This window comes from Geobacillus sp. G4 (assembly GCF_040327975.1).
In the GTDB taxonomy this organism is placed as follows: Bacteria; Bacillota; Bacilli; order Bacillales; family Anoxybacillaceae; genus Geobacillus; species Geobacillus thermoleovorans.
Genome location: NZ_JBEPJY010000005.1, coordinates 189,719 through 214,830, shown reverse-complemented (window position 1 = coordinate 214,830; position 25,112 = coordinate 189,719). Strand labels below are relative to the sequence as shown.

Below are 25,112 nucleotides of genomic sequence, written 5' to 3'. Positions count from 1 at the left end.
GCGTCGGCATGTTGGACGTGTTGATCTGGTTGATTGTTCTTGTCGCCTCCACCTTGATGTTTCGCTATGCAGCGGGGACGCTTTCATGGACGGCGCCGAATCTCGTGTCGATTGTGTACTATTACTCGTTCCTTCTGTCGAGCTTCATCGGCGCGCTGCTGATCGCATTGGGAATGGATGATTACTACATGATTCGCAAGTTGTTTCGGCCCGAGGAATACCGGCAGATCGGGTTTTTCGTCGTCAGCTTCGTTATGATCGTGTTCCCGCTGTCGATGGTGGTCGTTTCAAGGCTGTGCGGATTTGAAGCCAGGCAGGAGTTTCGCGCCTATTTGCAAAAGCCGCTTTCCCCGTTGGCCGGAGCGACGGGCAGCCAAGTGTTTTATGCGTTTTTGGCGCTGTCGCTGCTCAGTTTTGCCGCCATTGCGTATATGATTTGGAAAACGCCGACGATTCCGGTGTTTGCGCTCTTGACAGGGACGGATGAGAGCTTGGCTGCGTTGCGCATTGAGGCGTCGCGCCATTTTGCCGGAAACGTGCTCGTTCGCAATATTTTTGCCATTACGCTCACGCCGCTTTTGTCGTTTATCGCTTATTTGTTTGCCGAGCTGACGCACGAGTGGCGGTGGAAGCTGCTGTTTATCTGTCTGTTTGTCGGGGCGGTGTTCGTCAATGTGTATGATTTGGCCAAATCGCCGATTTTCTTTTATGTGATGATGTTTTTCCTCATTCGCATTTACATTGGAAAAACAAGGCTGTCGGCGGTGAAACTGGCGCTGTATGGGGGAGTGGGGGCGGCGGTGCTCGTCGGCATGTACATCGTCATTCAAGGGGTGCAAGATGCCACGACCTTTTTGTCTTACAACAAGGGCCCGATCGGCCGCATGATTTTGGCGCAAATCGCGCCGACGTTTCTTCATTTGAATTTGTTCGGCGAAGCGCTGCCATTTCTTTATGGAAAAAGCTTGCCCTCGATTTTAACAGGGTTGTTTGACGTCGAGAACGTCCGCTCCGCCCGCCTCGTGATGGCGCACGTGTTCCCGGAGCGGATCGAGGATGGAACGGGAGGGGTGCTCAATACGCTCTTTGTCGCTGAGGCGTATGCGAACTTTGGCTACGTTGGAATCGTCATCGGCACGCTGTATGTCGGTGTCGTGACGCAGCTGTTGTACATTGGGTTTCTACGGCTGCCAAAAAATCCTTTGTTTTTAAGTTTGTTCGTTTATTTTTCCATTAACATCCCCCGCACGCTCGTCGGTGGGTTCACCGATTTTTTGTTCAATCCGACCTGGGTGCTGCTCGTGGCGTTGTTTGGCGGAATGGCGTTATGGCTGCGGGTGCAGGGGGATTTACGGGCATGGTTTGCAACGAAAAGGCGAATCACTGATGAGGGATGAATGATGAAAACCGTATTGATTTATTACCCGTTTTCACTCGCCGCGGAACGAAACAGCGGGTCAAAGCTGCGGCCGTATGAAATGCATCAGGCGTTTTTGCGCTGGGGAGCGAAAGAGGGAGTGGACGTTCTTCTGATCGCCGGCACGTCAGCCGAGCGGGAGAAGCAATTTCAAGAGCTCCGCAGCCAAGGCAAGCTCGATGATGTCTGGTTTTGCTATATGGAAAACCAGACGATTCCGCTTTGGCTCACTGACCCAGGACACCGGCCGCAACGTCCGTTCGTCGATCGGGACGTTCTCCGCTACTTGAAAGCCCGCAACGTTCCGATCGGCGTCTTTTACCGCGACGTCTATTGGAAGTTTCCTGATTTGTATCCGCTCCGCGGTTGGAAAAAAGCGGCCATGCAAATGATGTACCGTTGGGAAGAACGGTTTTACGAGCGGTACTGCGATGTCATCTTTTTGCCGAGCCTCGAAATGGGAACATATGTCGCGATCCGCCGCCCGATGGTCGATTTGCCGCCGGGTGGGAAGCAAAAGCCGTTTCAGCGGTTCGGGACGGCGAAACAGCCGCTGAATGCCATTTATGTTGGCGGCATCAACAATGCCGACTATGGGCTTTTGCTCCTGCTTGAGGCGATTCGCTTGGCAAACCGCCGCAAGCCGCTTGTTTCGCTCACCGTCGTCTGCCGAAAAGACGAGTACGAGCGGCAGCCGCTTGCGGTGAAAGAAGAGCTTGCCGCCTTGCAAGTGCGCGTCGAGCACGTCAGCGGCGAAGCGCTCGACCGTTTGTATGCGGAGATGGATTTCGCCTTCATCCCGCGGCGGCGGAGCGAGTACAATGATTTTTCCGTTCCCGTCAAGCTGGTTGACTATCTGTCGAGCGGCCTGCCGATTGTCGCCACCGCTTGCTCAGCGCAAAAGCGGTTGATTGAAGCGGATGGGTACGGCGTCATTTGCGACGACAACCCGTCGTCGATGGCAGAAGCGATCGCCAAGATGGCGGACATGCTCGAGGAGTGCCGCTTGCGCATTGAGCAGACGTTTATGGCGAAACATTCGTGGGAAGCGAGAGTGGAAAAGGTGAAAGAAACGTTGGTGGGGGGCCTCCGATGAAAGTCGCCTTATTGGCTCCAAGCAAATCGATCCATACGCATAAGTGGGCCCGCTTTTACCAAACGCAAGGCATCGATGTGAAAGTCGTGACGTTTAAAGACCATTACGGGCCGGAGCAAGCGAAAGAAGTCGAGACAGTCGTGCTGCCGAAATGGCTGCCGGGGAAGTTGTCGTATTTTTCCACTGTCTTTTCATTAAAGCGGCTGCTCGCTTCGTTTCGACCAGATATTTTGCACGCCCATTATGCCTCCAGCTACGGGTTGATCGGGGCGCTTGCGGGGTATCATCCGTTTTACGTCTCCGTCTGGGGGCGCGACGTGTATCAGTTTCCGAATGCCAATCGTTGGAACCGACGGATGCTTGAATATACATTCCAGCGTGCGGATGTCATTTGTTCGACAAGCCGTGTGATGGCGAAAGAAACCGGAAAGTATACGGACAAACCGATCGAAGTGACGCCGTTTGGTGTTGATGTCGCCCGCTTCAAACCGTTGCCGAAACAGCCGAAACGGACCGTGACGATCGGCACGGTGAAAGCTCTTTCCGACAAGTACGGGATCGCCGATTTGATTCGGGCGTTTGCCATTGTGCACGAGCGGCATCCGCAAACGGAGCTGTTGATCGTCGGCGACGGGCCGCAGCGGAGTGAATACGAGGAGCTGTGCGCCCGCCTCGGCATCCAATCCGTGACGACGTTTGCCGGCAAAGTTCCGAACGAACAAGTGCCGCTGTATATCAATCAAATGGATATTTTCGCCGTGCCTTCGACTGAAGACAGCGAAAGTTTTGGCGTTGCCGCCGTCGAGGCGATGGCGTGCGGCGTTCCCGTTGTCGTCTCCAACGTCGGCGGGCTGCCGGAAGTCGTCCGTGAGGGAACAACGGGGTTGATCGTGCCGAAAAACAGTCCGGAAAAGCTGGCGGAGGCGTTCGAACGGCTGCTGCTTGATGAGAGGCTGCGGCAACGAATGGGGGAAAACGGCGTCAACCATGTCCATGAACATTACGATTGGACGGAAAATGCGATGCGCATGATCCGATTGTATGAGCAAACGTTGAAAGGCGGTGGAGGGAGTCGATGAGGAACAAAGCCGTCATATCAGCCGCCGCGGTTGGTGCTCGTTTGTTGCCGAAAGCGGAGGCTAAGTCGCGAAGCCGGCGGCTTTCCGTTGGCAAGCTCATGATGACCGTCGGTTCGCGGCAACGATTATACATCCAAGGACAGCGGGACGATGCCAGGGGGGCGTTTCCCCTTTTCCACGCCTCGTTTGCGCTCGCCTCTTGGCGCTCGAAATGGAACGTTCGTTTGCGATTTTTTGGGAAAGTGGTGTGGAGCGGGCCATGAGGATCATTTACCTATGCCAACACTTCCCGCCGGAAACAGGCGCACCGCAAATTCGTGTGTATGAGGTGAGCAAGGAGCTGATCAAACGGGGGCATCAAGTGGAAGTGCTCACGGCGTTCCCGCATCACCCGCACGGCGTCATCCCCAAGCCATACCGCGGCCTGTTTTATTTGTTCGAACAATGGGACGGCATTCCCGTTCATCGGACATGGATTTATCCGTCGCCAAAGGGGAGCTTTTGGAAACGGCTCGCTTCGTATTTTTCGTTTACGTTCAGCTCGTTTTATTCGCTGCTTGTGAAAGCGAAGCCGACGGATGTGATCATTTGCAATTCCCCGCCGTTGTTTTTAGGGATCACCGGGTACGTGGGCGCGAAGTTGAAACGGGCGAAGTTTGTTTTCAACGTCGCCGACATTTGGCCGGAATCGGCCGTTGAGCTCGGCATTTTGAAAAATCGGCTGTTCATCCGAATGGCGAGATGGCTCGAGCTGTTTTTATACCGGAAGGCGTGGAAAATCGCCGCCGCGACGGAAGGCATTCGCGATTATATGATTGAGCAAGGGAAGGCGCCCGAGGATGTCTTTTTATTGCCGAACGGCGTCAACACGGATGTGTTTCGCCCGCTGCCGAAAAACAAGAAGCTGCTTGCGGAATTAGGGCTCGAAGGAAAAGTGGTGTTTACGTACGCCGGAACGATGGGATACGCCCAAGGGCTCGATTCGGTGCTGCGGGCGGCGGCCATCGTCAAAGCAAAAGATGAACGGGCGCATTTCCTGTTTGTCGGCGACGGCCAAGAGCGAGAAAAGCTGATGGCGTTAAAAGAAGAGCTCGGCCTTGACAATGTGACGTTTTACGGATCCGTTCCGGTTGAGAAGATGCCGGAGATTTTCTCCATCACCGATTACAGCATCGTTTCGCTGCGCAACATCGATTTGTTTAAAGGGGCAAGGCCGTCGAAAATTTTCCCGGCGATCGCCACCGGAACCCCGGTGCTGTATTGCGGCGAAGGGGAGAGCGCTGAGATTTTAGAAACATATCATTGCGGAAAAATCGCTCCTCCAGAAAATCCTGAACAGATCGCTGCAGCGGTTCTCGAGTTGCTTTGCCTTCCGAGCGAGGAATACGAAAAGATGGCGGAAAATGGGCGCAAGTTGGCGGTGGAGCAATACTCATGGATTCGCATTGTCGACGATTTGCTTCACGCCCTTGGCGATGAAACAAAACGCGAATCCGTTTGGCCGACGGAACAATAAAAAAGAAAAGGGTGTCCCGCTCATAAGCAGGATGCCCTTTCCTTTATGTGAAAAGCGGCTATGTTTCCATTTGGAAAGATATTTTCCGACCGCGTCGGGAGTGTTGGAATGCGAGTGATGTTTTCCTTCACAATCGTCATGCTTTCACTCGAACGAGACTTCCGCCCCGCGGAAGTAATGCTCTAAAATTTGCTCCGCCGTCCATCCACGCTCGGCAAATGCTTTTGCTCCGTATTGGCTCATGCCGATCCGGTGCCCCCATCCTTTTCCAGTGACAGTGATCGAGCTAACCCCTGACGGCGAGGCGGAAAGCGGCACGATGCCATCCGTTGTTTGCACCTTGATTCCTTCGACGCCGGCGAGCGAAACGGTTCCGCTCCCTGTTTGGACGGAGTAAGATGACAAGGAAGAGGCGGCGATGTTGCCGCTGGCCGTTTGAATCGACACGGATGGACCGCTTTTTTGCACTTGAATGTCAAACCAGTTGGACGGCAAGATGCCGTAAAATTGATTGCCGTCTAGCGGGAACAGTTTGCGGATGGTCGTTTCATTGCCTTTCACCGTTTTTTCGCCTGCCGAGGTTTCAATCGTGACGGCACCCACTTCTCCGTTCGCGCCGGTTTTGGCGATCGAGACGTCGTATAAAACAACCGATGGATCGGTGAACCCGAACGAACGCAACAGCACAGCTGGGGAGAAGATGAATGACCATCGGCTGTACGGCGATGATTCATACGGGTCATCGACGCTCGCCAAATATGGGTAGGCGGTTTGCGACGAGTTCCAGACGTCGCTTACATTGGCGGTTCTGCCGCCGCTTGTCGAGTGGTAATACGTTTCAATGATACTGCCATTATATTTCAGATACAATCCTCTTGTTGCATCCACTGCCGCGTTCGATCGTGGAGATTCTCCATCATATCCTTTATACGTCTGTGTGTTTGGATTGGTCGTCAAACTTGTTTTATGTTTATAGGCATAGTTTCGGGCCGCAATGGCTTGCGCCTTCAGCGCTTCGAGCGGCCAAGAGGCGGGCATCTCGCTCGGCACGACTCCTTTTAAATAATCTTCCATATCTAAAATATTGACAGCATACAAGACGTTGCTTTGCCGGCGAATGTCGACGCTGCCGCGATAACGGGTTTGATTCACTTTCACAAGCGACAACGGCGCAGCGCCGATCGTTTCTTGAATGGTAAATCCGGTGCTTGAAAAATCCGTCTTTCCATTGTACGTGACAAACACGGTCGAAGAGGAAGACTGAAATGTCAGATTTGTCCCGCTTGGCAGCGGGGTGATCGTCAACGTCTCTTTATTGACGATTTGATAGTTTCCTTCGACGGCGACTGTCACCGATGTCCCTTTATATAAAAGGACTTGCACGGGATTGTTGTACGTTTTCACCCCAGCGGCGTTCGACGCGGAAGGAGAGACGATGAGCAAAAACAGGCCGACGGCCAACCACGCCAATTTTTTCACCGTCTACTTCACCTCACCAAATTCAGCGGCCATCCAACCCCGACGCCCATCAGACAGTTGCACGTTGTACCATTTCTCCCCTTTGCTGTTGGTAAACGGCTGAATATAGACCATCTCTGTCCCTTTTGGAACGGTCGCAATAATCAGATAAGAAGTCGTCGCTCCTTTTCGAATATTGACCGCGGCCGTGGCGATGACGTGCTTGGTGCTGTCGCTGCTGACGGCGGATGTCGAGACATCGCCGGAATAAATCCAACCTTTCAACGATGAGGAGAGGATGATGTTGTACCACAATCCTTGGGAAGTAAGGTGCGCCCCGACCACTTGCAGTGAAGCCCCTGCCTGTTTATAAGTGATGACGCGGTAGCTCGTTGACGCTCCGCTGCGGACGGCCGCATTGTTTTTCACTACATAGACGACAGAAGGCAAAGAAGGCGAAGCGGGTTTGCTGGCAAGTTGTTGTTGAAGTTGTTGAATTTGTTGTTGCTGGGCGGCCAGTTGTGCTTTCAGGTTGGCAATGTCGTTTTTCATCGGGTTGAGCTGGGAAGTCACCCAGTCGACGCTCGCTAACACGACTTCTTCCGATGCTTTCATCGCCGATGGCGTAAACAAGAGGGCGCCTGCCGTCATTCCGACCGCCAGGCTGGCAGCAACGGCCCATTTGGATTTTCGTTTCATCATGCTCATCTCCCCCGTTTTTGGATATGGAAAGAAAGGAGAATAATAGCTTTCCTAAAAGGCCAGTGAAAAACAACGGATTCGCTCGGTTCATGAGGAATCGCAAGGAATGAAAACGCGATGCTGCCATGTTTCTCAGTTTGACGAACTCCGTCGTAAAGCTTTGCAATCCGTTGCATTACCGGCCTTCTCATGCTATTATTCTCCGAACGCGAACAAACTAGAATTGGCTGAAATACTCTTCCAGTCCTTCGCGAATGCCGACGGCCGCTTTTTGGCGGAACGCTTTCGTTTTGAGCAGCGCCTCTTCATTTGGATTGGAGATGAAGGCGAGCTCAACGAGAATGCTCGGCAGCTCGTTTTTCCGGTTGACGTAAAAGTCTTGCGTTTTATGGCCGCGGTCATATGTTCCGAGCTGTTGGACAAGATGTTTTTGCACGATGGCGGCCAACTGCTCGCTTTTTGGCCCATTGAAGTTGCTCGATACGTTGTAGTACGTTGTCGTTCCGCGAGATGTCCGCGAGTACGAGTCGGCGTGAATGCTGATAAAGGCGTCGTAGTCGGAACTGTTGGCGATCCATGTCCGTTCAGACAGCTCCAAAAAGATGTCGGTGCTTCGCGTCAATTTCACGATCGCTCCGGCCCGCTCCAATTCTTCTTTTAGCAATAAGGCGGTGTCGAGAGTAATATCTTTTTCCCGCGTGCCGCCAGGGCCGATCGCCCCGGTGTCGTGCGCCCCATGCCCTGCGTCAATGATGATTTTTTTGCCCTTGAGTCCGGTCTCGAGAATTTTCAGCGCCAATCGGTCGCTGTAATGGCGAAGGGTGAACGTGTACCCCGGTTCAAAGGTGATGAGCAGGCTGCTGCCGTTCCACTCCACCGTTTGTATGCCTGGAATGTCGGTCGACGGGACTTCAGCGTAGGAAAACGAGCCGGTGATTTTCAGACGATTGCCCGGCAACAACGAATAGGAGACGCGGAAATTAGAAGTTTTTTTCCACGTCAAATAGGCATCTTCGTTGATGGTCGAAAACGTCGGTTCAACGAGACTATTTAAGGCGACGGTAGAGGTGCTTGATTCCTCCACCCATCCGCGGACGCCATTGGATGTTTCGACATTCAGCCATCCATGATATTCGTAAAGGACAGCAAGCCGCTCATTCGCTGCCAACGCCTTCAACGATTGATAGTTCGAAGATGCACCTCGGCGCAGCGGAGTGCCCGCCTGTTTGACGTATACGTAGGATGGGGCTTTTACTTCAAACACCGGCATCCATCCCGTTTTCCCCGATGCAGAGGTGACTTGCACCCAGTCGAACGGAGATGCTTCTGTCGTCTTCAAAACCGTGACCGTTCGGTTTTTCGCAATCCGCTCGATGACGGCGGCGCTCAACGAAGGTTCGGCAAACAGCGCCGCATTAGCGGTTGTCACCTGCTTTTGCATCCCCTGGCTGGCTGGTGGGGAAAGGTAGGATTTGGTTACGACCGTCTCGTGCACCCAGCCGAGCGTTTTTCCATTGAGGGACACTTTGTACCAAAGCGCTCCCGACGCATCTTTGGCGCTTGACAGGCTGTTCAGTTTGGTTCCTTTTTTCAGTTGGGTGACGACTTTTGCTTTTAAAGATGGAGCTTGCCGCACATTGGCGACCGAAACGCTGACCGTCAGCGGCTGGCCTGAGACGCTGGACGTATCCGAGACACCGCTTGGAACCGACATGGTTGATGACATCGTCAACACTTTTTCCGACACCCATCCCCGGACATGTCCGAGATCAACGCGGCACCAAAGTTCCTGACCATTTGTGACGAACAAATCGATCACTTTGACAGATTGACCGCGTGACACTGTGGCGACGGCGCGGTAATGGACGCTCGCCCCGCGGCGAACCGGGGAGGACTGCACAACGTTCATGAATGTCGGCAAAAGTGTCGGAAGCTGTTTGGGTATGTAGATCTGTTCCGTTTTCACCCATCCTTTGACTCCCGCCCACTCCGCACGCACATACTGTTCCCCGAGCGAATTGGTGAACTCGGCAATGATGGAGACGACATCGCCGTTAGACAGTGTTTTGACGACCGGATAGTAAGGGGATGCCCCCTTGCGCATCGCGATGTCGTTGGCGGCGATCACCGCACGCTTTCCGACGAGCATGGAAGGCGGTTGGTTGGAAAAGCTGTCCGCACGCGTCCAGCCGGTGACGCCTCCGTACTCGATGCGGTACCACGTTTCACCATAGGCATTTTGAAACTCGTCTATGACTTTCACTTGTTGGCCAGCGGGAATCGAACCAACGGACCGATATGAATCGGTTGCCCCTCTTCTCAGCAACGAGTCTTGCTTGGCGAACATCACGTTAGGGAAGGCGGAAGAGACATGCGCTTCAGAAAAGTCGTCTGCCCGCGCCCAGCCCGTGATGCCCTTATATTCGATGCGATACCACGTTTCGCCAGCAGCGTTTTGGAACTTGTCGATGACCTTTACTTGTTGGCCAGCGGAAATGGATTCGACGATTTGATAGGAATCCGTCGCTCCTCTCCTCAGCAAAGCGTTATGCTCAGCGACCATGAGTGTCGGTGAGGATGAGGACGGACTTCCATCGGCGGCCAAGGCGGCCGACGGCCACAGCGGGCAAGTCGCCAACAAGACGGAAAGAAGCGTTTTTTTCAAGGATTCGATCCCCCCTTTTTTCTCAAGTTTGCGTTTTCTATACTATCATAGCGAATTTTGCCGTTTTATCCAACCCGAATTCAGTCCTATTATGAGAAAAAATGAAAAGTTTTGTTGAAAAAGAGAGAAAAAAAGCAGAGGACATGAAAAGTTGTGTTCTTTCATCATCATTGCGGCATGATATACGCTGTAAATGGAAAAAGGCGCCCCATTGCTTTTGGGAGCACCTTCTTTGTGATCGTTAATTTTGGCTTTGTGTGGATGGTGAATCGCTGCGCGTGAGGGAGGCGTTGGACGTCTCGAGCGCTTGCCGCAGCGTTTCATTGATTGAGCTGACCGATTGCTCGTCGGGGATGTAGTAGTACACGCCGTTGATCGTTTCGTCGTATCCTTTCAAATGCAAATTTTCTACATCCGCGTTTTTCATTTTTTGATAGACATAGATGAACGACAACAAATCGGACGGAGGGATGTTCGTCCGCACGTGATCCCCTAAATCGGCGATGACGTCATCCAGCTTCGGCAGCGAGGTGATGGACGTGCTTTTGTCAATAATGGCGCGAATGACTTGTTTTTGCCGCTCGTTTCGGCCAAAATCGCCGCGGGGGTCCGATTTTCTCATGCGCACATAGGCGAGCGCTTCATTGCCGTTCAACTCTTGTTTGCCTTTATGGAACGTATGCCATTTGAGCGAACCTGTCAGCTGAGCTTTGAATGTAAACGGAACATCTACCGTGACGCCGCCGAGGGAATCGACAATTTTCTGGAACCCGTCAAAATCGGTTGTCACGTAATAGTCGATCGGAACATCGATCAGCTCATTGACGGCTGCAATCGTCGATTGAATGCCTCCATGACTGTAGGAGTGGGTGATTTTGTCTTTCCGCCCTTCGCTCGGGATGTAAACGCGCGTGTCGCGCGGAATGCTCAACAAATACACTTTGTTCGTCTTCGGATTGACGGTCAAAAGCATGACGACATCAGACCGCCCCTCCTCGTCGTGGTACTGGTTTTCCACTCCAACCAACAGCACGGTAAACGGATCTTTGCGCATTTCAATATTTCTTGCAGGCTTGCTTGATGGATCAAGCGCTTGATAAATTTTGCTTGACGCCTGTTTCGTCTCGGAGTAAATATTGTAGCCAAAGGCGCCGACACCCCCGAGCAAAAGAAGAAACACGAGCAAAAATAATCGGCGGAGCCGCTTTTTTTTCTTTCGCTTTTTCACCGTTTTTCTTGTATGATTCATCGTTTAACCCTTCTTTCCTTTACGGTGTCGTTTTAGGAAGACGGAAGCAACCGTTCGGCATACTCCATCGCTCCCGCCTGAATGTCCGCCCTTCCGTTTGTCAGTTCGGTCATCCACTCGCCGAACGAAGACTGGCCGTCCTCGGGAACGAGAACATCAAACGTGACGCGGTCGGCATATTGGATATTTTTAATAGTATATACGGAAGAGCGCAGCTCATTTTCCACCTTCCCAAGCCACGGGTAGTCGATCGTGACATGCATGACGCGCATGAGCCGACGCTCGACGATGCCGGCGGCGTTCAGCCCCTCGGAGACGGCGCGGCTGTAAGCGCGCACCAACCCGCCCGCGCCGAGCTTGATGCCGCCAAAGTAGCGGGTGACAACGGCGACGGTGTCTTTCACCCCTTTTTTCTTCAGCACCTCAAGCATGGGCACCCCTGCGGTGCCGCTCGGCTCGCCGTCATCGTTCGCTTTTTGGATTTGGTCATGCTCGCCGATCAAATAGGCGGAGCAGTTGTGGGTGGCATCCCAATGCTTCTTCTTGATTTGTTGAATAAAGGCGACGGCCTCTTCCTCGGTTTCAGCGCGATTGATATAGCAGATGAACCGTGATTTTTCGATCACGATCTCGCGTTCGCCGTATCCTTTGACCGTGTAATATGTTTGCAACAAAGCAAAACACCTCAACATACAAAAAACGCGAAAACGGTTTAATTTTGTTCATTTTTTTGCATGAATGGCTAGCGCTCTACTCTAATTATGGTAAACTGAAAATAAAAGAGCAATAGATAGGGCATGCTTTTATTATTATAAATCGACAACTTTTTTCCTTCAAACAAATTTTGCTGGCGCCCATGCGCACCGCTTGGCAGCGCTGTTGGAGGTTGGCAAATGGCTGAGGCAAAACAGTGGGACGTGAAGCAATTAGATCGGATTGTCGAAAAAATGATCGACACCGTTCAACACAGCAAAGACGAAATTTTCCGCATCGGGGAGCAGTCGCGTCAAGAGCACGACCATTTGCTTCGCGAACTTGAGGAGGTGAAGCGGCTGACCGTGCAGGCGATCGAAGAAGCGGATCAGCTGGAAATGAAGGCGCGTCAGGCGCGCCGCCGCCTGTCGGAAGTGAGTCAAAACTTTTCCACCCACTCGGAGCAAGATATTCGCGAGGCGTATGAAGCGGCGCACGAGCTGCATATGAAGCTGACGATGGTGCGCGAGCGGGAGAAACAGCTGCGGCTGCGCCGTGATGAACTCGAGCGGAGATTGGCGAGCCTTGCGCAAATTATCGAACGCGCCGATTATTTAGTTGGACAAATTACGGTCGTGCTCCACTACTTAAACAGCGATTTCCGCCAGGTCGGCGAGCTTATTGAAGGAGCGAAGCAAAAGCAGGAATTTGGGCTGAAAATCATCGAAGCCCAGGAAGAAGAGCGGCGGCGGCTGTCGCGGGAAATCCATGACGGCCCGGCGCAGCTGCTCGCTCACGTCCTTCTTCGGTCTGATTTGGTCGAAAAGGTGATCAAAGAGCGAGGGACAGAGGCGGCGATCGCCGAGATTCGTGATTTTCGCAAAATGGTGCGTTCGGCTTTGTCCGAAGTGCGCCGCATCATTTACGATTTGCGGCCGATGGCGCTTGATGATTTAGGATTGGTTCCGACGCTAAAAAAATACTTGCAAACGACCGAAGAATATAACAAGGGAGTCCACATTTCCTTTGTACATATCGGCGAAGAAATTCGGCTGCCGTCGCGGATGGAGGCGGCCGTGTTTCGGCTTGTCCAAGAATCGGTGCAAAACGCCTTGAAGCATGCCGAAGCGCGCCATATCGACGTCAAAATGGAAGTGACGTGCCACCATCTGCTTGTCAGTGTCAAAGACGATGGCAAAGGATTTGATCCATCGGTCAAAAAGGAAAATGCGTTCGGCTTGATTGGAATGCGGGAGCGGGTGGAGCTGCTCGGCGGCACGCTCGACATCCGCTCAAAGATTGGCAGCGGAACGACCGTGTTCATTCGCGTTCCGCTCGACCGTTCGACTGACAAAACGAACAAGGAGGAAAGGAAACGATGAAAACACGCATCGCGATTATCGACGATCACCAGCTGTTTCGCGAGGGCATCAAGCGCATTTTGGAATTTGAGGGCGATTTTGAAGGCGTGGCGGAAGGAAGCGACGGAAGCGAAGCGCTTTCAATCGTCGAAACATACCGACCCGATTTGGTGCTGATGGACATTAACATGCCGGACATCAACGGCGTTGAGGCGACGAAACAGCTGATTGAAGCTTACCCTGATACGAAAGTCGTCGTGCTGTCGATTCATGACGATGAAAACTATGTCATGCGCGCCTTGCAGACGGGAGCGACCGGGTATTTGTTGAAGGAGATGGACGCCGATACACTCATTGAGGCGGTGAGAATCGTCGCGGAAGGCGGTTCGTACTTGCATCCGAAAGTGACGCACAACTTGATTCGCGAATACCGCCGATTGACGACGGAAAAAGGCGGCGCAGTGGTTAAGCAGGAGGTGCGCCGCCCGCTTCATTTGCTGACGCGGCGCGAGTGCGAAGTGCTGCAGCTGTTGGCTGACGGCAAAAGCAACCGCGCCATCGGCGAGGCGCTTTACATTAGCGAAAAAACGGTGAAAAACCATGTCAGCAGCATCCTGCAAAAGTTAAACGTCAACGACCGGACGCAAGCCGTTGTGGTTGCGATCAAAAACGGCTGGGTGGAAGTGCGCTAATGGCAATGCCCCCTTCGTTTCCGCCTATTGTCAGCGGATTGGATGGGCGTCTGGCGGCTGGTGTTGAGGGGATCGAGGCAGCGATGCTTCGTTGTTGGTGTGTCCGTGGTGAGGACAAGCTGTTTTGTAGTTGGCGGCAAGCGGCTTTGTTTAGGTCCTTGCGGTGCGCTATCCCCCATTTGGATTCGTAGTGGTGGGCGGTTTGTCTTTTTGGTATAATGGAAGAAAATTTGAAATCAGGAAGGAATGGCGTTCGTGAAAACGGCAATTGTCACCGACAGCACGGCCTACTTGCCGAAAGAGGTGCGCGAGAGGTTGGGCATTCGCCTGATTCCGCTCAGCGTCATTTTCGGGAATGAGACGTACCGCGAAGAGATTGATATGACGGCCGATGAATTTTTTGCCAAAATCAAGCAGCATCCGACGTTGCCGACGACGTCCCAACCGTCGGTCGGTGAGTTTGTTGACTTGTTCACCGCCATTCGCGAGGAAGGATACGAGGCGGTCGTCAGCATCCACCTCTCAAGCGGCATCAGCGGCACGTACCAAGGGGCGGTCACGGCAGGGACGATGGTGGACGGATTGCGTGTTTACGCATACGACTCGGAAATCAGCTGCATGGCACAAGGGTTTTATGCGATCGAAGCGGCGGAAATGGCGCAGGCGGGGAGGTCTCCTGAGGATATCATCGCTCGCTTGGATGAAATGAAACAAACGCTGCGCGCCTACTTTATGGTCGATGACTTGGCCCATCTGCAGCGGGGCGGACGGCTGACCGGGGCGCAGGCGTTCATCGGCGGCCTCTTGCAAATCAAGCCGCTCCTTCGCTTTGAAAACAAAGTGATCGTGCCGTTTGAAAAAATCCGCACGCGCAAAAAAGCGATCCACCGCATCGAAGAGCTGTTTGACGAAGATGCGGACAAAGGCGTTCCGCTCAAAGCCGCTATCATCCATGCCAACCAGCCCGATGAAGCGAGCCGTTGGCGCGATGAGCTGGCCGCCCGCTATCCGCACGTTGAGTTTCTTATCAGCTATTTCGGCCCCGTCATCGCCACGCACGTCGGCGAAGGGGCGCTCGGGTTGACGTGGTATCAGCCATAAGTCGAGGCCGCAAAGCGCCGCCTCGAGGCGCTGCAGCCGAGCACAAGGCGGAACGGTGTGCTCCGCCTTGTGCGGCGGCGAATTTGTTTTACATTCGTTTTCTCACCTCCTTATGAAACGGACCGGAGATGTGGGGCTGGCTGAACTTGTCGAACGTTTTCCTTTCCTGAAAAATTTGTCGCTATTTCCCTGGGAATGTTGTCGAAACACGTTGTCGATCAACTCCGTGACTCTTCTGTGAATCTTCGCTAGCGTCAAGTTTTGCTGCATCCATTTCTTTTGAAGACCGATATGTCGTGAAAAAGACGGTCAAACCACATCCTTGTTCCATTTGGAAAGGCCTTTTCACCTCCACTTTCTTTTTTGATCGAATGTTGCCGTTTTGTGCATGGCGTCTGTTTTTTATTACCAGCCTTCTAAAGAATGCCGTGAGATCGCTCTTTCTGTCCCTTTATGCGTTTCAAGCCTCTCAACTTGGGGAGAGGGTGTTTTCCAAGGCGTTTTTGCCGCGTCACCCGCTCTGTTAGGATCTCAGAGACATGCTTTTCCTGAATGACAAAAGGAGTGATGCTCATTGTACATCCCCCCATCAACCGCTGCTTCGCCGCTTGTCGTCTGGCTCAATGGCCAGCGCCTACCCCGAGAGCAGCTGCCGTTTCCCGATGGAGAAGTCGCTGCCGCCATCCAGACCGGTTCGCTATGCGAACAGCCCGGGCTCATCAACACAGCGCGCGGCTGGCGCTGCGTCCGTTGCGGAAACGACGATCGTCGTCTGTTCGCCTCGTTTCCGTGCGCCCGCTGCGGGGCAGATTGCGCGTATTGCCGCAAGTGTCTCGTGATGGGGCGCATCAGCTCCTGCACCCGCCTTGTGCACGTGACGATGCCGCTTCCGTCCGAGCCGCACGAAGCGCCGCTTTCCTGGGACGGGGAACTGTCCGCCGCTCAGGCGGAGGCTGCCCAGGCAGTCCGCCAGGCGGTGCTGGACCGAAGCGAGCTGCTCGTTTGGGCCGTATGCGGGGCAGGGAAAACCGAGATGTTGTTTCCCGCCATCGCCGCCGCGCTCGAGAAGGGCTGGCGCGTTGGCCTCGCCACGCCACGGACCGATGTTGTCCGCGAGCTTGCTCCCCGCTTTCGCCAAGCGTTCCCGCGCGTTCCGCTCGCCGTATGGCACGGCGGAAGCGATGAGCGCGGGCGGATCGCTTCTTTGGTCCTCTCCACCACCCACCAGTTGCTGCGGGCCTACCGCGCATTTGACGTCATGATCGTCGATGAAGTCGACGCCTTCCCGTATTCGGTTGAACCGATGCTTGAATACGCCGTCAGTCAAGCGCGGAAAGAACGATCAAGCCTCATCTATCTCACCGCCACTCCCTCCCGCGCTTGGCAGCGTGACATTGCGCGTGGCAAACGGAACGCCGTCGTCATCCCCGCCCGCTATCACGGCCATCCGCTCCCCGTCCCCGTGTTCGAATGGTGCGGCAATTGGCGCAAGCGGCTCGAGCGCGGCCGCTTGCCCGAAAACGTCCTTGCGTGGGTTCGCCATCGTTTGGAACAGAGAAAGCAGGCGTTTTTGTTCGTTCCTCATATCGATGAGCTTGAGGCGGTCGCCGGCCTGTTGCAACGGGTCGATCCCCGCATCGTCGGCGTTCATGCCGAAGCCCCAGACAGAGCCGAGCACGTTCAGGCATTTCGCGATGGGCGCGTGCCGCTGCTCGTCACAACGACGATCCTTGAACGGGGAGTGACGGTGCCGAACATCGATGTCGCCGTTCTCGGCGCCGAAGACCGCATCTTCACGGAAAGCGCTCTCGTGCAAATCGCCGGCCGTGTGGGCCGCCACGCCGTATTTCCGGATGGCGATGTCCGCTTTTTCCATCACGGGAAAACGAACGAGATGGTGCGGGCGCGCCGCCACATTGTACGCATGAATGAGACAGCAAAGAAAAGGGGGTTGCTGCATCGATGAACTGCCTCCTTTGCCATTCTCCGTACAACCCGATCGCGAGCTGGCGCCAGCTTCTTTTCCTCGAAGACCTTGACGTCCTTTGCCCACGCTGCCGCGGGTCGTTCAAACTCATTGACGGCCGCCTTTGCGAGATGTGCGGCCGCCCGCTCGAGGAAGCCAAGCCATCGCTGTGCGCCGACTGTCTCCGGTGGCAGGAAGATGAACAATGGGGGAGGGTGCTCGTGAAAAACCGATCTGTGTATATATACAACGACTGGATGAAAGACGTCGTCGCCTTATGGAAATTCCGCGGCGACTATGTCATCGTCGAGGCATTCCGCCGTCCGTTTTCCCAAGCGTTTCGCCGACATTTCGGCCGCGATTGGCACATCGTCCCAATCCCGCTGAGCCCCGAACGGCTGTATGAGCGCGGCTTCAACCAAGCGGAAGCGCTCGCCCGCCTGCTTCCGTTTCCGTGTTTCCCTTGGCTTTCTCGCAAGCATTCCGAAAAACAATCGAAAAAATCGCGCCGTGAGCGGCTCGAGACCGACAACCCGTTTTTTCTCTCCGGACATCCGCCGATTGACGGAAAACGAATCGTTCTCATCGATGACATTTACACGACGGGCATCACCGTCCGCCACGCGGCCCTTGTTTTGCTTGAAGCGGGGGCGGCAGAGGTGGGGGCGTTGACGCTAGTGAGGGCGTGAGTGGGCTAAACATTTGCCTGAGGGATGCCGATATAAACAGTGGTAACCGATCGAGCGGAGAGTGAACAGAGATGGAAGTTCGTAACATTTTTGTGAAGCAAGCGATGATCGCGCCTGACCAGCCAGTTGTGTTGCAAAAAGGTGAAACGTATGACGCGGTGGTCAAGGAGAAAAAAGGTGACGAAGCGGTCGTCCATCTCAAAGGAACGGATGTACGGGTTCGGACAGAAGGAGAGTGGCCACAGGAAGGGCGTGTGACGATCAAGGTCGTCGGTGAACAAGCGGGAGTCCCTGTGGCGCGAATCGTTCCCCGCCCGCCACAAGAGGCGAATGAACAAGCGGTTCGTTTTTCTGCCTCTGAACCGTTATCGACCGAGCTAAGGCAGGTCGACGCTTGGCTGCAAAAACACGGGCAGCCGCTCACGAAAGAGATCGTTTCCACCTTGCGAACGTTTTTCGCCGAAGCTCCAGGCACCGTAGAGCAAAAACTCGATACCGTCCGCGCGGTCATCAATAAGCATTTAGAACTGACGAACGTTCATCTTGCGGCCGTCCATGAGGCGCTGCATGGGAAGCCGCTCGGAGAGAGGCTCGTAGATATGGTAGAGGAGCTTAAGGTGAATGAACAAAAGAAAGTCCGCGTTTCCATGGAAGGAAAATTGGACGACAGTGCGTCAACTTCTATGTCCCTTGTTGGTTCTCCACAAGAATTCGTTCAACAATTGCTGCAACGATTAACAGCTCTTTTGTCCGAACCGCATCAAAAGGCAAACGGCACAGAGATGATGCAAGCGATCAATTTATTGCGCGACAAGGTTCTTCATGCCATCGAGCAACTGAAAAAAGAGCCGCATCTTGAACAAGTGCTTGACTTGATTCAAAAGGAGATTGGAGAAGGAGTTCAGATTCATCCTGCCTGGAGGCAGGCGTTCAACGAAGCATTGACAGAAGTGCGCCAGTTGATGGAAAACGGAAGAGAGCTTGCTGCCCGGAAATCGTTATTCGATATGTTGAGTGACATGGAACAAACCCTTTCTTCGGGATCATTGGACCATGTTCCGCTTAATGGAACATGGATGCAAGTGAGTGTGCCGATGCAAACGAAAGACTTTCTCGTGCAAACGGTCACAGCCAAAATGGCACAGGCGTCCCGTGACTTTCAGATTGTGAAGCGCAATGTGATGCGCCATTTGGAGACGGTGCTGCACTGGGCGGAACAAAGAGGACAAGCCGCCCGCTTGCAGGCAAAACAGTACTTGGAAAGCGCAATTAAGCAGTTGGACAACGTCATTTTAAAAAGTGATTTGATGCTGTTTACGGACATGGCGACGGAAAAGCAGCTGATGAAGGCGAGCTCCCAGCTGGCTGAAGCGAAAAAGCGGCTTCGTCAAGGGGATGAGCAAGGCGCTCGAAAATTGGTCAATGGGGTAAAAGAGACCCTTGCGAATATGGAACTGAAACTTTCCGAAGCAAAAGTGAAGCATTTTGTGGTTGGGTTGGGCGAACCGCAGGAAGATGCGTCCAAAGCATTTCTCCGGCACATAAACGAAGCGACGCAGCCGTTCGTTGACGGCCCATCAGCACGGCAACTGTTTGAAGCATTCCGACGGTTTGGTTTTACCCACGAGTATGAGGCGGCTGAATCGTTCGTGCAAAAAGGTGCGGACGAGGAAGGAACACTGCAAAATATGAAGGCGGCGCTCTTGCAGCTTGTGCAAAGCGAAAATGAACCCATCGCGCGCCAGTCGGTGCAAGCGCTGGCCAATTTGACTGGCCAACAGCTGTTGAACCGCTGGGACGCAGGAGTGGGCATGCAAAGCCTGTTCTTCTCCTTGCCGTTGCGATGGCAAAATGAAGTGCGGAACGTCAACGTCTATGTCAACGCCCGCCAAGATGGCGAGCGAATCGATTGGGAAAACTGTCAGCTGTATTTCTTGCTGGAGACGAAAAAACTGGGAGACCTCGGCATTTTGCTTCAAGCCAATGAGCGAAGCTTGTCCGTCACCTTTCGCAACGACCGCGATGACTTTGCCGAGAAAGCCGCGCCGTTCATCGATATGGCGAAAAAGCGATTGGAGGAGATCGGCTACCACGTCAAAATGGTCAACATCACAAAGCTGACGAATGAAACGAAGCGGCAGGAAGAAGAAAAACGGGTGCCATCCGTTCGCCTGTACGGACCGTTTACGGAAAGAGGGTACGATTTCACGATATGATGGCGCAATATTTCAATCAAAAAAAACGAAAGCAAATGACTGGCCCGACGGCAGCCGTCATTCGCTATGACGAAGCGACGGGCCAGTCGCCTACTGTCGTCGCGCAAGGAAGCGGGCATGTGGCGCAGAAAATCATTGAACTGGCGAAACAGCACCACGTCCCTATTCAAGAGGACCCATTGCTCGTGCAAAACTTGCTTCAGCTTGATCTTGGCGACCGCATTCCGCCGCAATTGTATGCGGTCATCGCTGAAATACTCATTTTAATTCAGGAATTTGAAAAAAATCACTAAACATGCCTGAAATAACGACCGATATAAAAATGGGGGTAATACATAGTGGATTTTTTTACAGAAGAATGGATTTACCAAAAAAACTCGCAACAGCTGACGGCGTTGTTATATGAGGGGCTCATCGAATGTTTGGAAGAAGCCATTGCGTCCATTGAACAAAAAGATTATTTCCAAGCGAACAAACAGCTGCAAAAAGGAAACGACATCCTCCGCCGCCTCGGCGTTGGATTGCGCTATGACGCGGGCATCATCGCCCATCAGTTGGATGCGCTCTACAACTATATGGCTGAGCGCCTCATCGAGGCGAATATGAAAAAAGACGTGAAGATTGTTCAGGAAGTGTGGCAATTAACGACTACGATCGCCACCGCGTGGAACGAGGCGCTGAAGAGCGGCGCCTCCCCCGCGCAAACGGTGCGAAAGCCCAAAACAGCAGAGTATGAGCAGTTCATCGCCTATGAGCAATCTTAAGCAAAGGAGTCGGTTTCGATGCGAATCAACCATAACATTCAGGCGCTCAACGCCTACCGCAATTTGGCGGCCAATCAATCGAGCATTTCGAAAAACTTGGAGCGCCTCTCCTCCGGCTTGCGCATTAACCGTGCGGCTGACGACGCGGCGGGGCTTGCCATTTCGGAAAAAATGCGCTCGCAAATTCGCGGCCTGCAGATGGCGGAACGGAACGCGCTCGATGCGATTTCGCTCATTCAAACGGCGGAAGGGGCGTTAAACGAAGTCCACAGCATCCTGCAACGGATGCGCGAGCTGGCTGTGCAGGCGGCGAATGGGACGAACCAAGATACGGATCGCGAAGCGCTTGACAGCGAGTTTCAGCAGTTGATTGAAGAAATTGACCGTATTGGGCAAGATACGCAATTTAACAAAATGAATATTCTTGCTACTGATCAAAATATCGATATCCAACTTGGAGCCAACAATGGGCAAACGTTGACATTATCTTGGAAACAGCAATTGAAAAACTCTCTTGGCGAGGATGCTACAGACATTAGCAATTTAAATATTAAAACGATTACTGATGCCCAGAATGCGATCACAACATTGGATAATGCCATCATCTCCGTATCCAAATCCCGTTCTAAGATGGGGGCTTACCAAAACCGCCTCGAGCATACCATTAACAACTTGACAACCGCGAACGAAAACTTGACCGCCGCCGAATCCCGCATCCGCGATACGGATATGGCGATGGAGATGGCCGAGTTTACGAAAAACAACATTTTGACGCAGGCGGCGCAGGCGATGCTCGCGCAGTCGAATCAGCTGCCGCAAGGGATTTTGCAGCTGTTGAAAAGTTAATTGAATCCGCGTTGGGCGGGGCATAAACGCCTCGCCCTTTTGCTATGATTGTGCGATAATGGGGGTAGCGAGAGGTGATGACGATGGAAGTGCAAAAAGTAACGCGCGCTGGGCTGGCGAACGTGAGCCGCAAGGATGACGTCCCGATGGAATCGGTGTCCTTCACCGAAGTCATGGCGAAAACGCGCCACAACGTCGTATGGGAGCGGATCAACGAACAAGTCCGGCAAATCGAGGAGCAAGGGAAAAAGCTTGCCGAGTCGCGGACGGTTGAGGATTTGCGCAAATATAAGCAGCTCGTCAAGTCGTTTTTGGACGATGCGGTGAAAAACGGCCTGCAGCTGGAAGAACAGCGCGGCTTCAGCCGCGGCGGGCGGGCGCGCATTTATAAGCTCGTGAAGGAAGTCGATCAAAAGCTCGTTGAACTGACGAATGAAGTGCTGCAAAAAGAACAGCGTGGACTCGAGATTTTGCGGCTTGTCGGCGAGATTCAAGGGCTGATCATTAATATTTACACATGACGGAATCGTTTAAGAGTACAAGATCGATTCCGCAATGTTGCGTTGGTCATCAATATTGACAGATTATCGATCTGCTTGCGGCTGTGGAATATGTTCAACGGCGCCGCATGCAGGGACGCGTCACTGACAGGAGGGGCGGTGTTGGCGACGAGTTGGTGACCACCAGGCGGGCGCCATTATTCAACCTAATAAGTTTTTATACGGCGGCTTCATAGGCAATGATCGGGAGGGATCCACGATGGCGGAACTATCCAATTGCTCGAAGTGCGGGCGGTTGTTTGTCAAATTATCGACGCGTGATGTATGCGAATCGTGCCACCAAGAGGAAGAGCGGCAGTTTGAGCGTGTCTACGCGTTTTTGCGCAAACGGGAAAACCGCACGGCGACGATGGCGCAAGTTGTTGAGGCGACAGGGGTGGAGGAGAAGCTGATCATCAAATGGATTCGCGCGGGGCGGCTGCAGCTCGTCCATTTTCCAAATCTCGGCTACCCTTGCGACTCGTGCGGAGCGATGATCCGTGAAGGGCGGCTGTGCGCCAAGTGCCTTGGCCAGCTGCAAGCCGACTTGCGACGGGCGGAGGGGGAAAAGGAAAAAGAAGCTCGTTCCCGCCGCGCCACTTATTACACCCAAGACTATCAAGAACGCTAAACATTTCCGTCAACGTTCCGATATAAACAATAGCCAAATGCAAACAAGCGCCGGTCAAGCGAGGTGAATGTGATGAAAATCCACCATATTGGACCGATGGGCGTCAACCCGTACCAGCGTCAGCTCGCCAAAACGGAGCGGCTGGCGACGGAGAAGGCGTCTAGAGATCAAGTGGAAATTTCGAAAGAAGCAAAAGAGCTGCAAGAAGCGGCGAGCTGGGAACAGGCGCGGCAGGCGAAATTGGATGAGCTGCGCCAACAAATTGAAAACGGCACATACCAAGTCGACCCGCGGGCGGTCGCCAAGCGGATGATCGAGTATTATCGAAACCATCGATAAAGGAAGCGGATCGTGATGACGTTTGCGGCACTCATCCATCTTTTGCGGGCGCATATCGAGCTGCATGAAAGCTTGCTGGCGCTTTCGCGGCGGAAAACGGAAGCGTTGAAAAAAAACGATATCGAGGCGCTGTCGGCTTTGCTTACGGATGAACAAAAGCATATTTTGGCCATCCGTCAACTCGAAGAACGGCGGCGGCGCTGGCTGAAAGAGGTGCTCGGCGATGAAACGGTGACAATCGCCCAATGCGAGGCGATGGCGAAAGGCAAGGAGCGCGAGGAATTGCGTGAATGCCGTGAGCGGCTGAAACAGGCGGTGAACGCGGTGGCGGAAGCGAATGAGTTGAACCGCCAGCTCATTGAGCAGTCACTCCAGTTTGTCACCGCCATGATCGAGACGTTCACCCCAACGCCGTCCACTTACAGCCGCACGCAAGGGTACGCGCCATCGCCAGACCGCCCGCTGTTTGAATCGAAAGCGTAAGGGGGAGAACGATGCTCTCGACATTCCACGGATTAGAAGCCGCTCGGCGCGCCATGATGGCCCAGCAAGCGGCGTTGTATACGACAGGACATAACATCGCCAACGCCAATACGGAAGGGTATACACGGCAACGCGTCCAACTCAAGGCGACGCCGCCGTTTCCGACGCCCGGGCTCAACCGCCCGAACATCCCAGGGCAAATGGGGACAGGGGTGGAAGCGTCGTCGGTCGAACGGGTGCGTGAATATTTCCTCGACATCCAATACCGCGGCGAAAACAGCAAACTCGGCTATTGGGAAGCGCGCGCGGATGCGGTGTCGAAGATGGAAGACATTATGAATGAGCCGTCCGACAGCGGACTGGCGAAAACGATGGACCAGTTTTGGCAGGCGCTTCAAGATTTGAGCACCCACCCGGAGAACGAAGGAGCGCGCTCCGTCGTCCGCCAGCGCGGGTTAGCGGTCGTCGAGACGTTCCATTACTTGTCAAATTCCTTGGCGCAAATCCGCACGGATCTTGGCACGCAAATCGGTACGACGGTGACGGAAATCAATTCCCTTCTCAACCAAATCAGCGCATTGAATGAACGGATCGCCGAAATCGAGCCGAACGGCTATTTGCCCAACGACTTGTACGATGAGCGCGATCGGTTGATCGACCAGCTGTCGCAATATATGGAGATCGGTGTGGAAAAGCATCCAACTGGCGGAAACGCCTTGCCCATGGCGGAAGGAACGTACGATGTTTACGTGATGAACGGGAGCGCGAAAGTGTATCTCGTTCAAGGCCGAACGGCGTCTGTCGTGTCGTTTTCCGATGGCAGCGATGTCGACGGCGACGGGGTGAAGGAGATGCCTCCCGATCTAGGCATCAATACGCTCGATGTCAGCGGGACGACCGTTTCCTTTTCCTCTCTTCCGAACGGCAAATTGCGCGGGCTGATCGAAGGATACGGCTATCAAACAGGAACCGACGCCAGCGGCCAGCCGATCGTCAAAGGGCTGTACCCAGACATGCTGGCGAATTTGGACAAGCTCGCCTACACGTTCGGCAAGGTGTTCAACGACGTTCATCAACAAGGCTACGGGCTAAACGGGAGCACGAATCACCCGTTTTTTGACGGGATCGGCGCAGTGAGCGGCGCGGCGAAAACGATCAAACTCGCCGCCGACATCGACGATTTGGCGAACATCGCGGCGTCAACGAAAAGCGGGGAAACAGGGAATGGCAACAACGCCATCAACCTCGCCAACGTCCGCAGCCTGCTTCTGTCCAATGCGACCGTTTCGCTGCAAGACGGCATCTCCGTCAACTTGGCGTCCCTTAATTTGCCGCTTTCCTCAGGCACGGTCGAAACGAACTACCAAGGCTGGATCGGACAGCTTGGCGTCGACGGTGAGCAGGCGAACCGGATGAAAAGCAATAGTGAAATTCTGCGCCAGTCGGTGGAGGAAAAACGGCAGTCGGTCAGCTCCGTGTCGCTGGATGAAGAGATGATGAACATGATCAAATTCCAGCACGCCTACAACGCCGCGGCGCGTCAAATTACGGTGATTGACGAGATGCTCGATAAACTCATCAACGGCATGGGCGTCGTTGGAAGGTAGGTG

Annotated in this window: 24 protein-coding genes; 19 read left to right on the top strand and 5 right to left on the bottom strand. The window is 53.7% G+C overall.

Annotated elements, in window-relative coordinates; all coding sequences use genetic code 11:
* Positions 1-8: 8 nt before the first annotated feature.
* Genes ABS784_RS08635 through ABS784_RS08615 form a run of 5 tightly spaced genes read left to right on the top strand, consistent with a single transcriptional unit; the run spans position 9 to position 5,108 of the window.
* Positions 9-1,397 carry an O-antigen polymerase gene (locus ABS784_RS08635; RefSeq protein ID WP_021321964.1) on the top strand — a complete coding sequence of 463 codons (1,389 nt, stop codon included), beginning with the start codon at positions 9-11 and terminating at the stop codon, positions 1,395-1,397.
* Positions 1,398-2,513, top strand: a complete 1,116-nt coding sequence (locus ABS784_RS08630) for a glycosyltransferase (protein ID WP_014196796.1) — start codon at positions 1,398-1,400, stop codon at positions 2,511-2,513.
* On the top strand, positions 2,510-3,592 hold the full coding sequence (locus tag ABS784_RS08625) for a glycosyltransferase (protein ID WP_014196795.1): 1,083 nt from the start codon (positions 2,510-2,512) through the stop codon (positions 3,590-3,592). Before ABS784_RS08630 ends, ABS784_RS08625 begins: the two co-directional genes overlap by 4 nt.
* Complete coding sequence (locus tag ABS784_RS08620; RefSeq protein ID WP_020278882.1) at positions 3,589-3,855, top strand: hypothetical protein; 267 nt, start codon at positions 3,589-3,591, stop codon at positions 3,853-3,855. The genes ABS784_RS08625 and ABS784_RS08620 overlap by 4 nt, the downstream gene beginning before the upstream one ends.
* Positions 3,852-5,108: a glycosyltransferase family 4 protein gene (locus ABS784_RS08615; protein WP_011232627.1), complete on the top strand. Its 1,257-nt coding sequence runs from the start codon at positions 3,852-3,854 to the stop codon at positions 5,106-5,108. The genes ABS784_RS08620 and ABS784_RS08615 overlap by 4 nt, the downstream gene beginning before the upstream one ends.
* Positions 5,109-5,252: 144 nt before the next feature.
* Here ABS784_RS08615 and ABS784_RS08610 read toward each other — a convergent pair whose 3' ends face one another.
* From ABS784_RS08610 to ABS784_RS08590, 5 genes are all read right to left on the bottom strand, one after another.
* A complete protein-coding gene (locus tag ABS784_RS08610; RefSeq protein WP_042379194.1) occupies positions 5,253-6,587 on the bottom strand; it encodes a SpoIID/LytB domain-containing protein in 1,335 nt (444 codons plus the stop codon).
* A gap of 3 nt (positions 6,588-6,590) precedes the next feature.
* Positions 6,591-7,268 (bottom strand): SH3 domain-containing protein, encoded by a 678-nt coding sequence (locus ABS784_RS08605; RefSeq protein ID WP_352512149.1) that lies wholly within the window; start codon positions 7,266-7,268, stop codon positions 6,591-6,593.
* A 217-nt stretch (positions 7,269-7,485) separates the two neighbouring features.
* Positions 7,486-9,933 carry an SH3 domain-containing protein gene (locus ABS784_RS08600; protein ID WP_023633630.1) on the bottom strand — a complete coding sequence of 816 codons (2,448 nt, stop codon included), beginning with the start codon at positions 9,931-9,933 and terminating at the stop codon, positions 7,486-7,488.
* Positions 9,934-10,174: 241 nt separating this feature from the next.
* Positions 10,175-11,182 carry an LCP family protein gene (locus tag ABS784_RS08595; RefSeq protein WP_044736544.1) on the bottom strand — a complete coding sequence of 336 codons (1,008 nt, stop codon included), beginning with the start codon at positions 11,180-11,182 and terminating at the stop codon, positions 10,175-10,177.
* A gap of 32 nt (positions 11,183-11,214) precedes the next feature.
* On the bottom strand, positions 11,215-11,856 hold the full coding sequence (locus ABS784_RS08590) for a YigZ family protein (protein WP_014196788.1): 642 nt from the start codon (positions 11,854-11,856) through the stop codon (positions 11,215-11,217).
* 219 nt (positions 11,857-12,075) lie between these two features.
* Between ABS784_RS08590 and ABS784_RS08585 the strand changes: the two genes are divergently transcribed.
* From ABS784_RS08585 to flgK, 14 genes are all read left to right on the top strand, one after another.
* The gene (locus ABS784_RS08585; protein WP_042379189.1) at positions 12,076-13,257 is read left to right on the top strand and encodes a sensor histidine kinase; all 1,182 of its coding nucleotides are present in this window, start codon (positions 12,076-12,078) and stop codon (positions 13,255-13,257) included.
* On the top strand, positions 13,254-13,928 hold the full coding sequence (locus tag ABS784_RS08580; protein WP_352512145.1) for a response regulator: 675 nt from the start codon (positions 13,254-13,256) through the stop codon (positions 13,926-13,928). The genes ABS784_RS08585 and ABS784_RS08580 overlap by 4 nt, the downstream gene beginning before the upstream one ends.
* Positions 13,929-14,183: 255 nt before the next feature.
* Positions 14,184-15,029 carry a DegV family protein gene (locus tag ABS784_RS08575; protein ID WP_352512144.1) on the top strand — a complete coding sequence of 282 codons (846 nt, stop codon included), beginning with the start codon at positions 14,184-14,186 and terminating at the stop codon, positions 15,027-15,029.
* Between the two features lie 574 nt (positions 15,030-15,603).
* Complete coding sequence (locus tag ABS784_RS08570; RefSeq protein WP_352512142.1) at positions 15,604-16,995, top strand: ATP-dependent helicase ComFA; 1,392 nt, start codon at positions 15,604-15,606, stop codon at positions 16,993-16,995.
* Positions 16,992-17,684: a ComF family protein gene (locus tag ABS784_RS08565; RefSeq protein WP_014196780.1), complete on the top strand. Its 693-nt coding sequence runs from the start codon at positions 16,992-16,994 to the stop codon at positions 17,682-17,684. Before ABS784_RS08570 ends, ABS784_RS08565 begins: the two co-directional genes overlap by 4 nt.
* A 71-nt stretch (positions 17,685-17,755) precedes the next feature.
* Positions 17,756-19,900 (top strand): hypothetical protein, encoded by a 2,145-nt coding sequence (locus tag ABS784_RS08560; protein ID WP_352512141.1) that lies wholly within the window; start codon positions 17,756-17,758, stop codon positions 19,898-19,900.
* On the top strand, positions 19,897-20,193 hold the full coding sequence (locus ABS784_RS08555; RefSeq protein ID WP_352512140.1) for an EscU/YscU/HrcU family type III secretion system export apparatus switch protein: 297 nt from the start codon (positions 19,897-19,899) through the stop codon (positions 20,191-20,193). Before ABS784_RS08560 ends, ABS784_RS08555 begins: the two co-directional genes overlap by 4 nt.
* 45 nt (positions 20,194-20,238) lie before the next feature.
* Entirely contained in the window at positions 20,239-20,664 is a 426-nt protein-coding gene (gene fliS, locus ABS784_RS08550) for a flagellar export chaperone FliS (protein WP_352512138.1), read from the top strand.
* Positions 20,665-20,682: 18 nt separating this feature from the next.
* Positions 20,683-21,510 carry a flagellin N-terminal helical domain-containing protein gene (locus ABS784_RS08545; RefSeq protein ID WP_014196776.1) on the top strand — a complete coding sequence of 276 codons (828 nt, stop codon included), beginning with the start codon at positions 20,683-20,685 and terminating at the stop codon, positions 21,508-21,510.
* Between the two features lie 83 nt (positions 21,511-21,593).
* On the top strand, positions 21,594-22,031 hold the full coding sequence (locus ABS784_RS08540) for a YaaR family protein (RefSeq protein ID WP_011232611.1): 438 nt from the start codon (positions 21,594-21,596) through the stop codon (positions 22,029-22,031).
* Between the two features lie 238 nt (positions 22,032-22,269).
* Entirely contained in the window at positions 22,270-22,680 is a 411-nt protein-coding gene (locus tag ABS784_RS08535; protein ID WP_014196774.1) for a TIGR03826 family flagellar region protein, read from the top strand.
* A gap of 72 nt (positions 22,681-22,752) precedes the next feature.
* A complete protein-coding gene (flgM, locus tag ABS784_RS08530) occupies positions 22,753-23,019 on the top strand; it encodes a flagellar biosynthesis anti-sigma factor FlgM (protein ID WP_011232609.1) in 267 nt (88 codons plus the stop codon).
* Positions 23,020-23,034: 15 nt separating this feature from the next.
* Positions 23,035-23,502 carry a flagellar protein FlgN gene (locus ABS784_RS08525; RefSeq protein ID WP_014196773.1) on the top strand — a complete coding sequence of 156 codons (468 nt, stop codon included), beginning with the start codon at positions 23,035-23,037 and terminating at the stop codon, positions 23,500-23,502.
* Between the two features lie 11 nt (positions 23,503-23,513).
* Positions 23,514-25,109: a flagellar hook-associated protein FlgK gene (gene flgK, locus ABS784_RS08520; RefSeq protein ID WP_011232607.1), complete on the top strand. Its 1,596-nt coding sequence runs from the start codon at positions 23,514-23,516 to the stop codon at positions 25,107-25,109.
* Positions 25,110-25,112: the final 3 nt, after the last annotated feature.

Excerpts from the sequence above, each read along its gene's own strand:
- ABS784_RS08635 (WP_021321964.1), top strand. The coding sequence starts at position 9 with ATGTTGGACGTGTTGATCTGGTTGATTGTTCTTGTCGCCTCCACCTTG.
- ABS784_RS08630 (WP_014196796.1), top strand. The coding sequence starts at position 1,398 with ATGATGAAAACCGTATTGATTTATTACCCGTTTTCACTCGCCGCGGAA.
- ABS784_RS08625 (WP_014196795.1), top strand. The coding sequence starts at position 2,510 with ATGAAAGTCGCCTTATTGGCTCCAAGCAAATCGATCCATACGCATAAG.
- ABS784_RS08620 (WP_020278882.1), top strand. The coding sequence starts at position 3,589 with ATGAGGAACAAAGCCGTCATATCAGCCGCCGCGGTTGGTGCTCGTTTG.
- ABS784_RS08615 (WP_011232627.1), top strand. The coding sequence starts at position 3,852 with ATGAGGATCATTTACCTATGCCAACACTTCCCGCCGGAAACAGGCGCA.
- ABS784_RS08605 (WP_352512149.1), bottom strand. The coding sequence starts at position 7,268 with ATGATGAAACGAAAATCCAAATGGGCCGTTGCTGCCAGCCTGGCGGTC.
- ABS784_RS08595 (WP_044736544.1), bottom strand. The coding sequence starts at position 11,182 with ATGAATCATACAAGAAAAACGGTGAAAAAGCGAAAGAAAAAAAAGCGG.
- ABS784_RS08585 (WP_042379189.1), top strand. The coding sequence starts at position 12,076 with ATGGCTGAGGCAAAACAGTGGGACGTGAAGCAATTAGATCGGATTGTC.
- ABS784_RS08580 (WP_352512145.1), top strand. The coding sequence starts at position 13,254 with ATGAAAACACGCATCGCGATTATCGACGATCACCAGCTGTTTCGCGAG.
- ABS784_RS08565 (WP_014196780.1), top strand. The coding sequence starts at position 16,992 with ATGAACTGCCTCCTTTGCCATTCTCCGTACAACCCGATCGCGAGCTGG.
- ABS784_RS08560 (WP_352512141.1), top strand. The coding sequence starts at position 17,756 with ATGGAAGTTCGTAACATTTTTGTGAAGCAAGCGATGATCGCGCCTGAC.
- ABS784_RS08555 (WP_352512140.1), top strand. The coding sequence starts at position 19,897 with ATGATGGCGCAATATTTCAATCAAAAAAAACGAAAGCAAATGACTGGC.
- ABS784_RS08545 (WP_014196776.1), top strand. The coding sequence starts at position 20,683 with ATGCGAATCAACCATAACATTCAGGCGCTCAACGCCTACCGCAATTTG.
- ABS784_RS08540 (WP_011232611.1), top strand. The coding sequence starts at position 21,594 with ATGGAAGTGCAAAAAGTAACGCGCGCTGGGCTGGCGAACGTGAGCCGC.
- ABS784_RS08535 (WP_014196774.1), top strand. The coding sequence starts at position 22,270 with ATGGCGGAACTATCCAATTGCTCGAAGTGCGGGCGGTTGTTTGTCAAA.
- flgM (WP_011232609.1), top strand. The coding sequence starts at position 22,753 with ATGAAAATCCACCATATTGGACCGATGGGCGTCAACCCGTACCAGCGT.
- ABS784_RS08525 (WP_014196773.1), top strand. The coding sequence starts at position 23,035 with ATGACGTTTGCGGCACTCATCCATCTTTTGCGGGCGCATATCGAGCTG.
- flgK (WP_011232607.1), top strand. The coding sequence starts at position 23,514 with ATGCTCTCGACATTCCACGGATTAGAAGCCGCTCGGCGCGCCATGATG.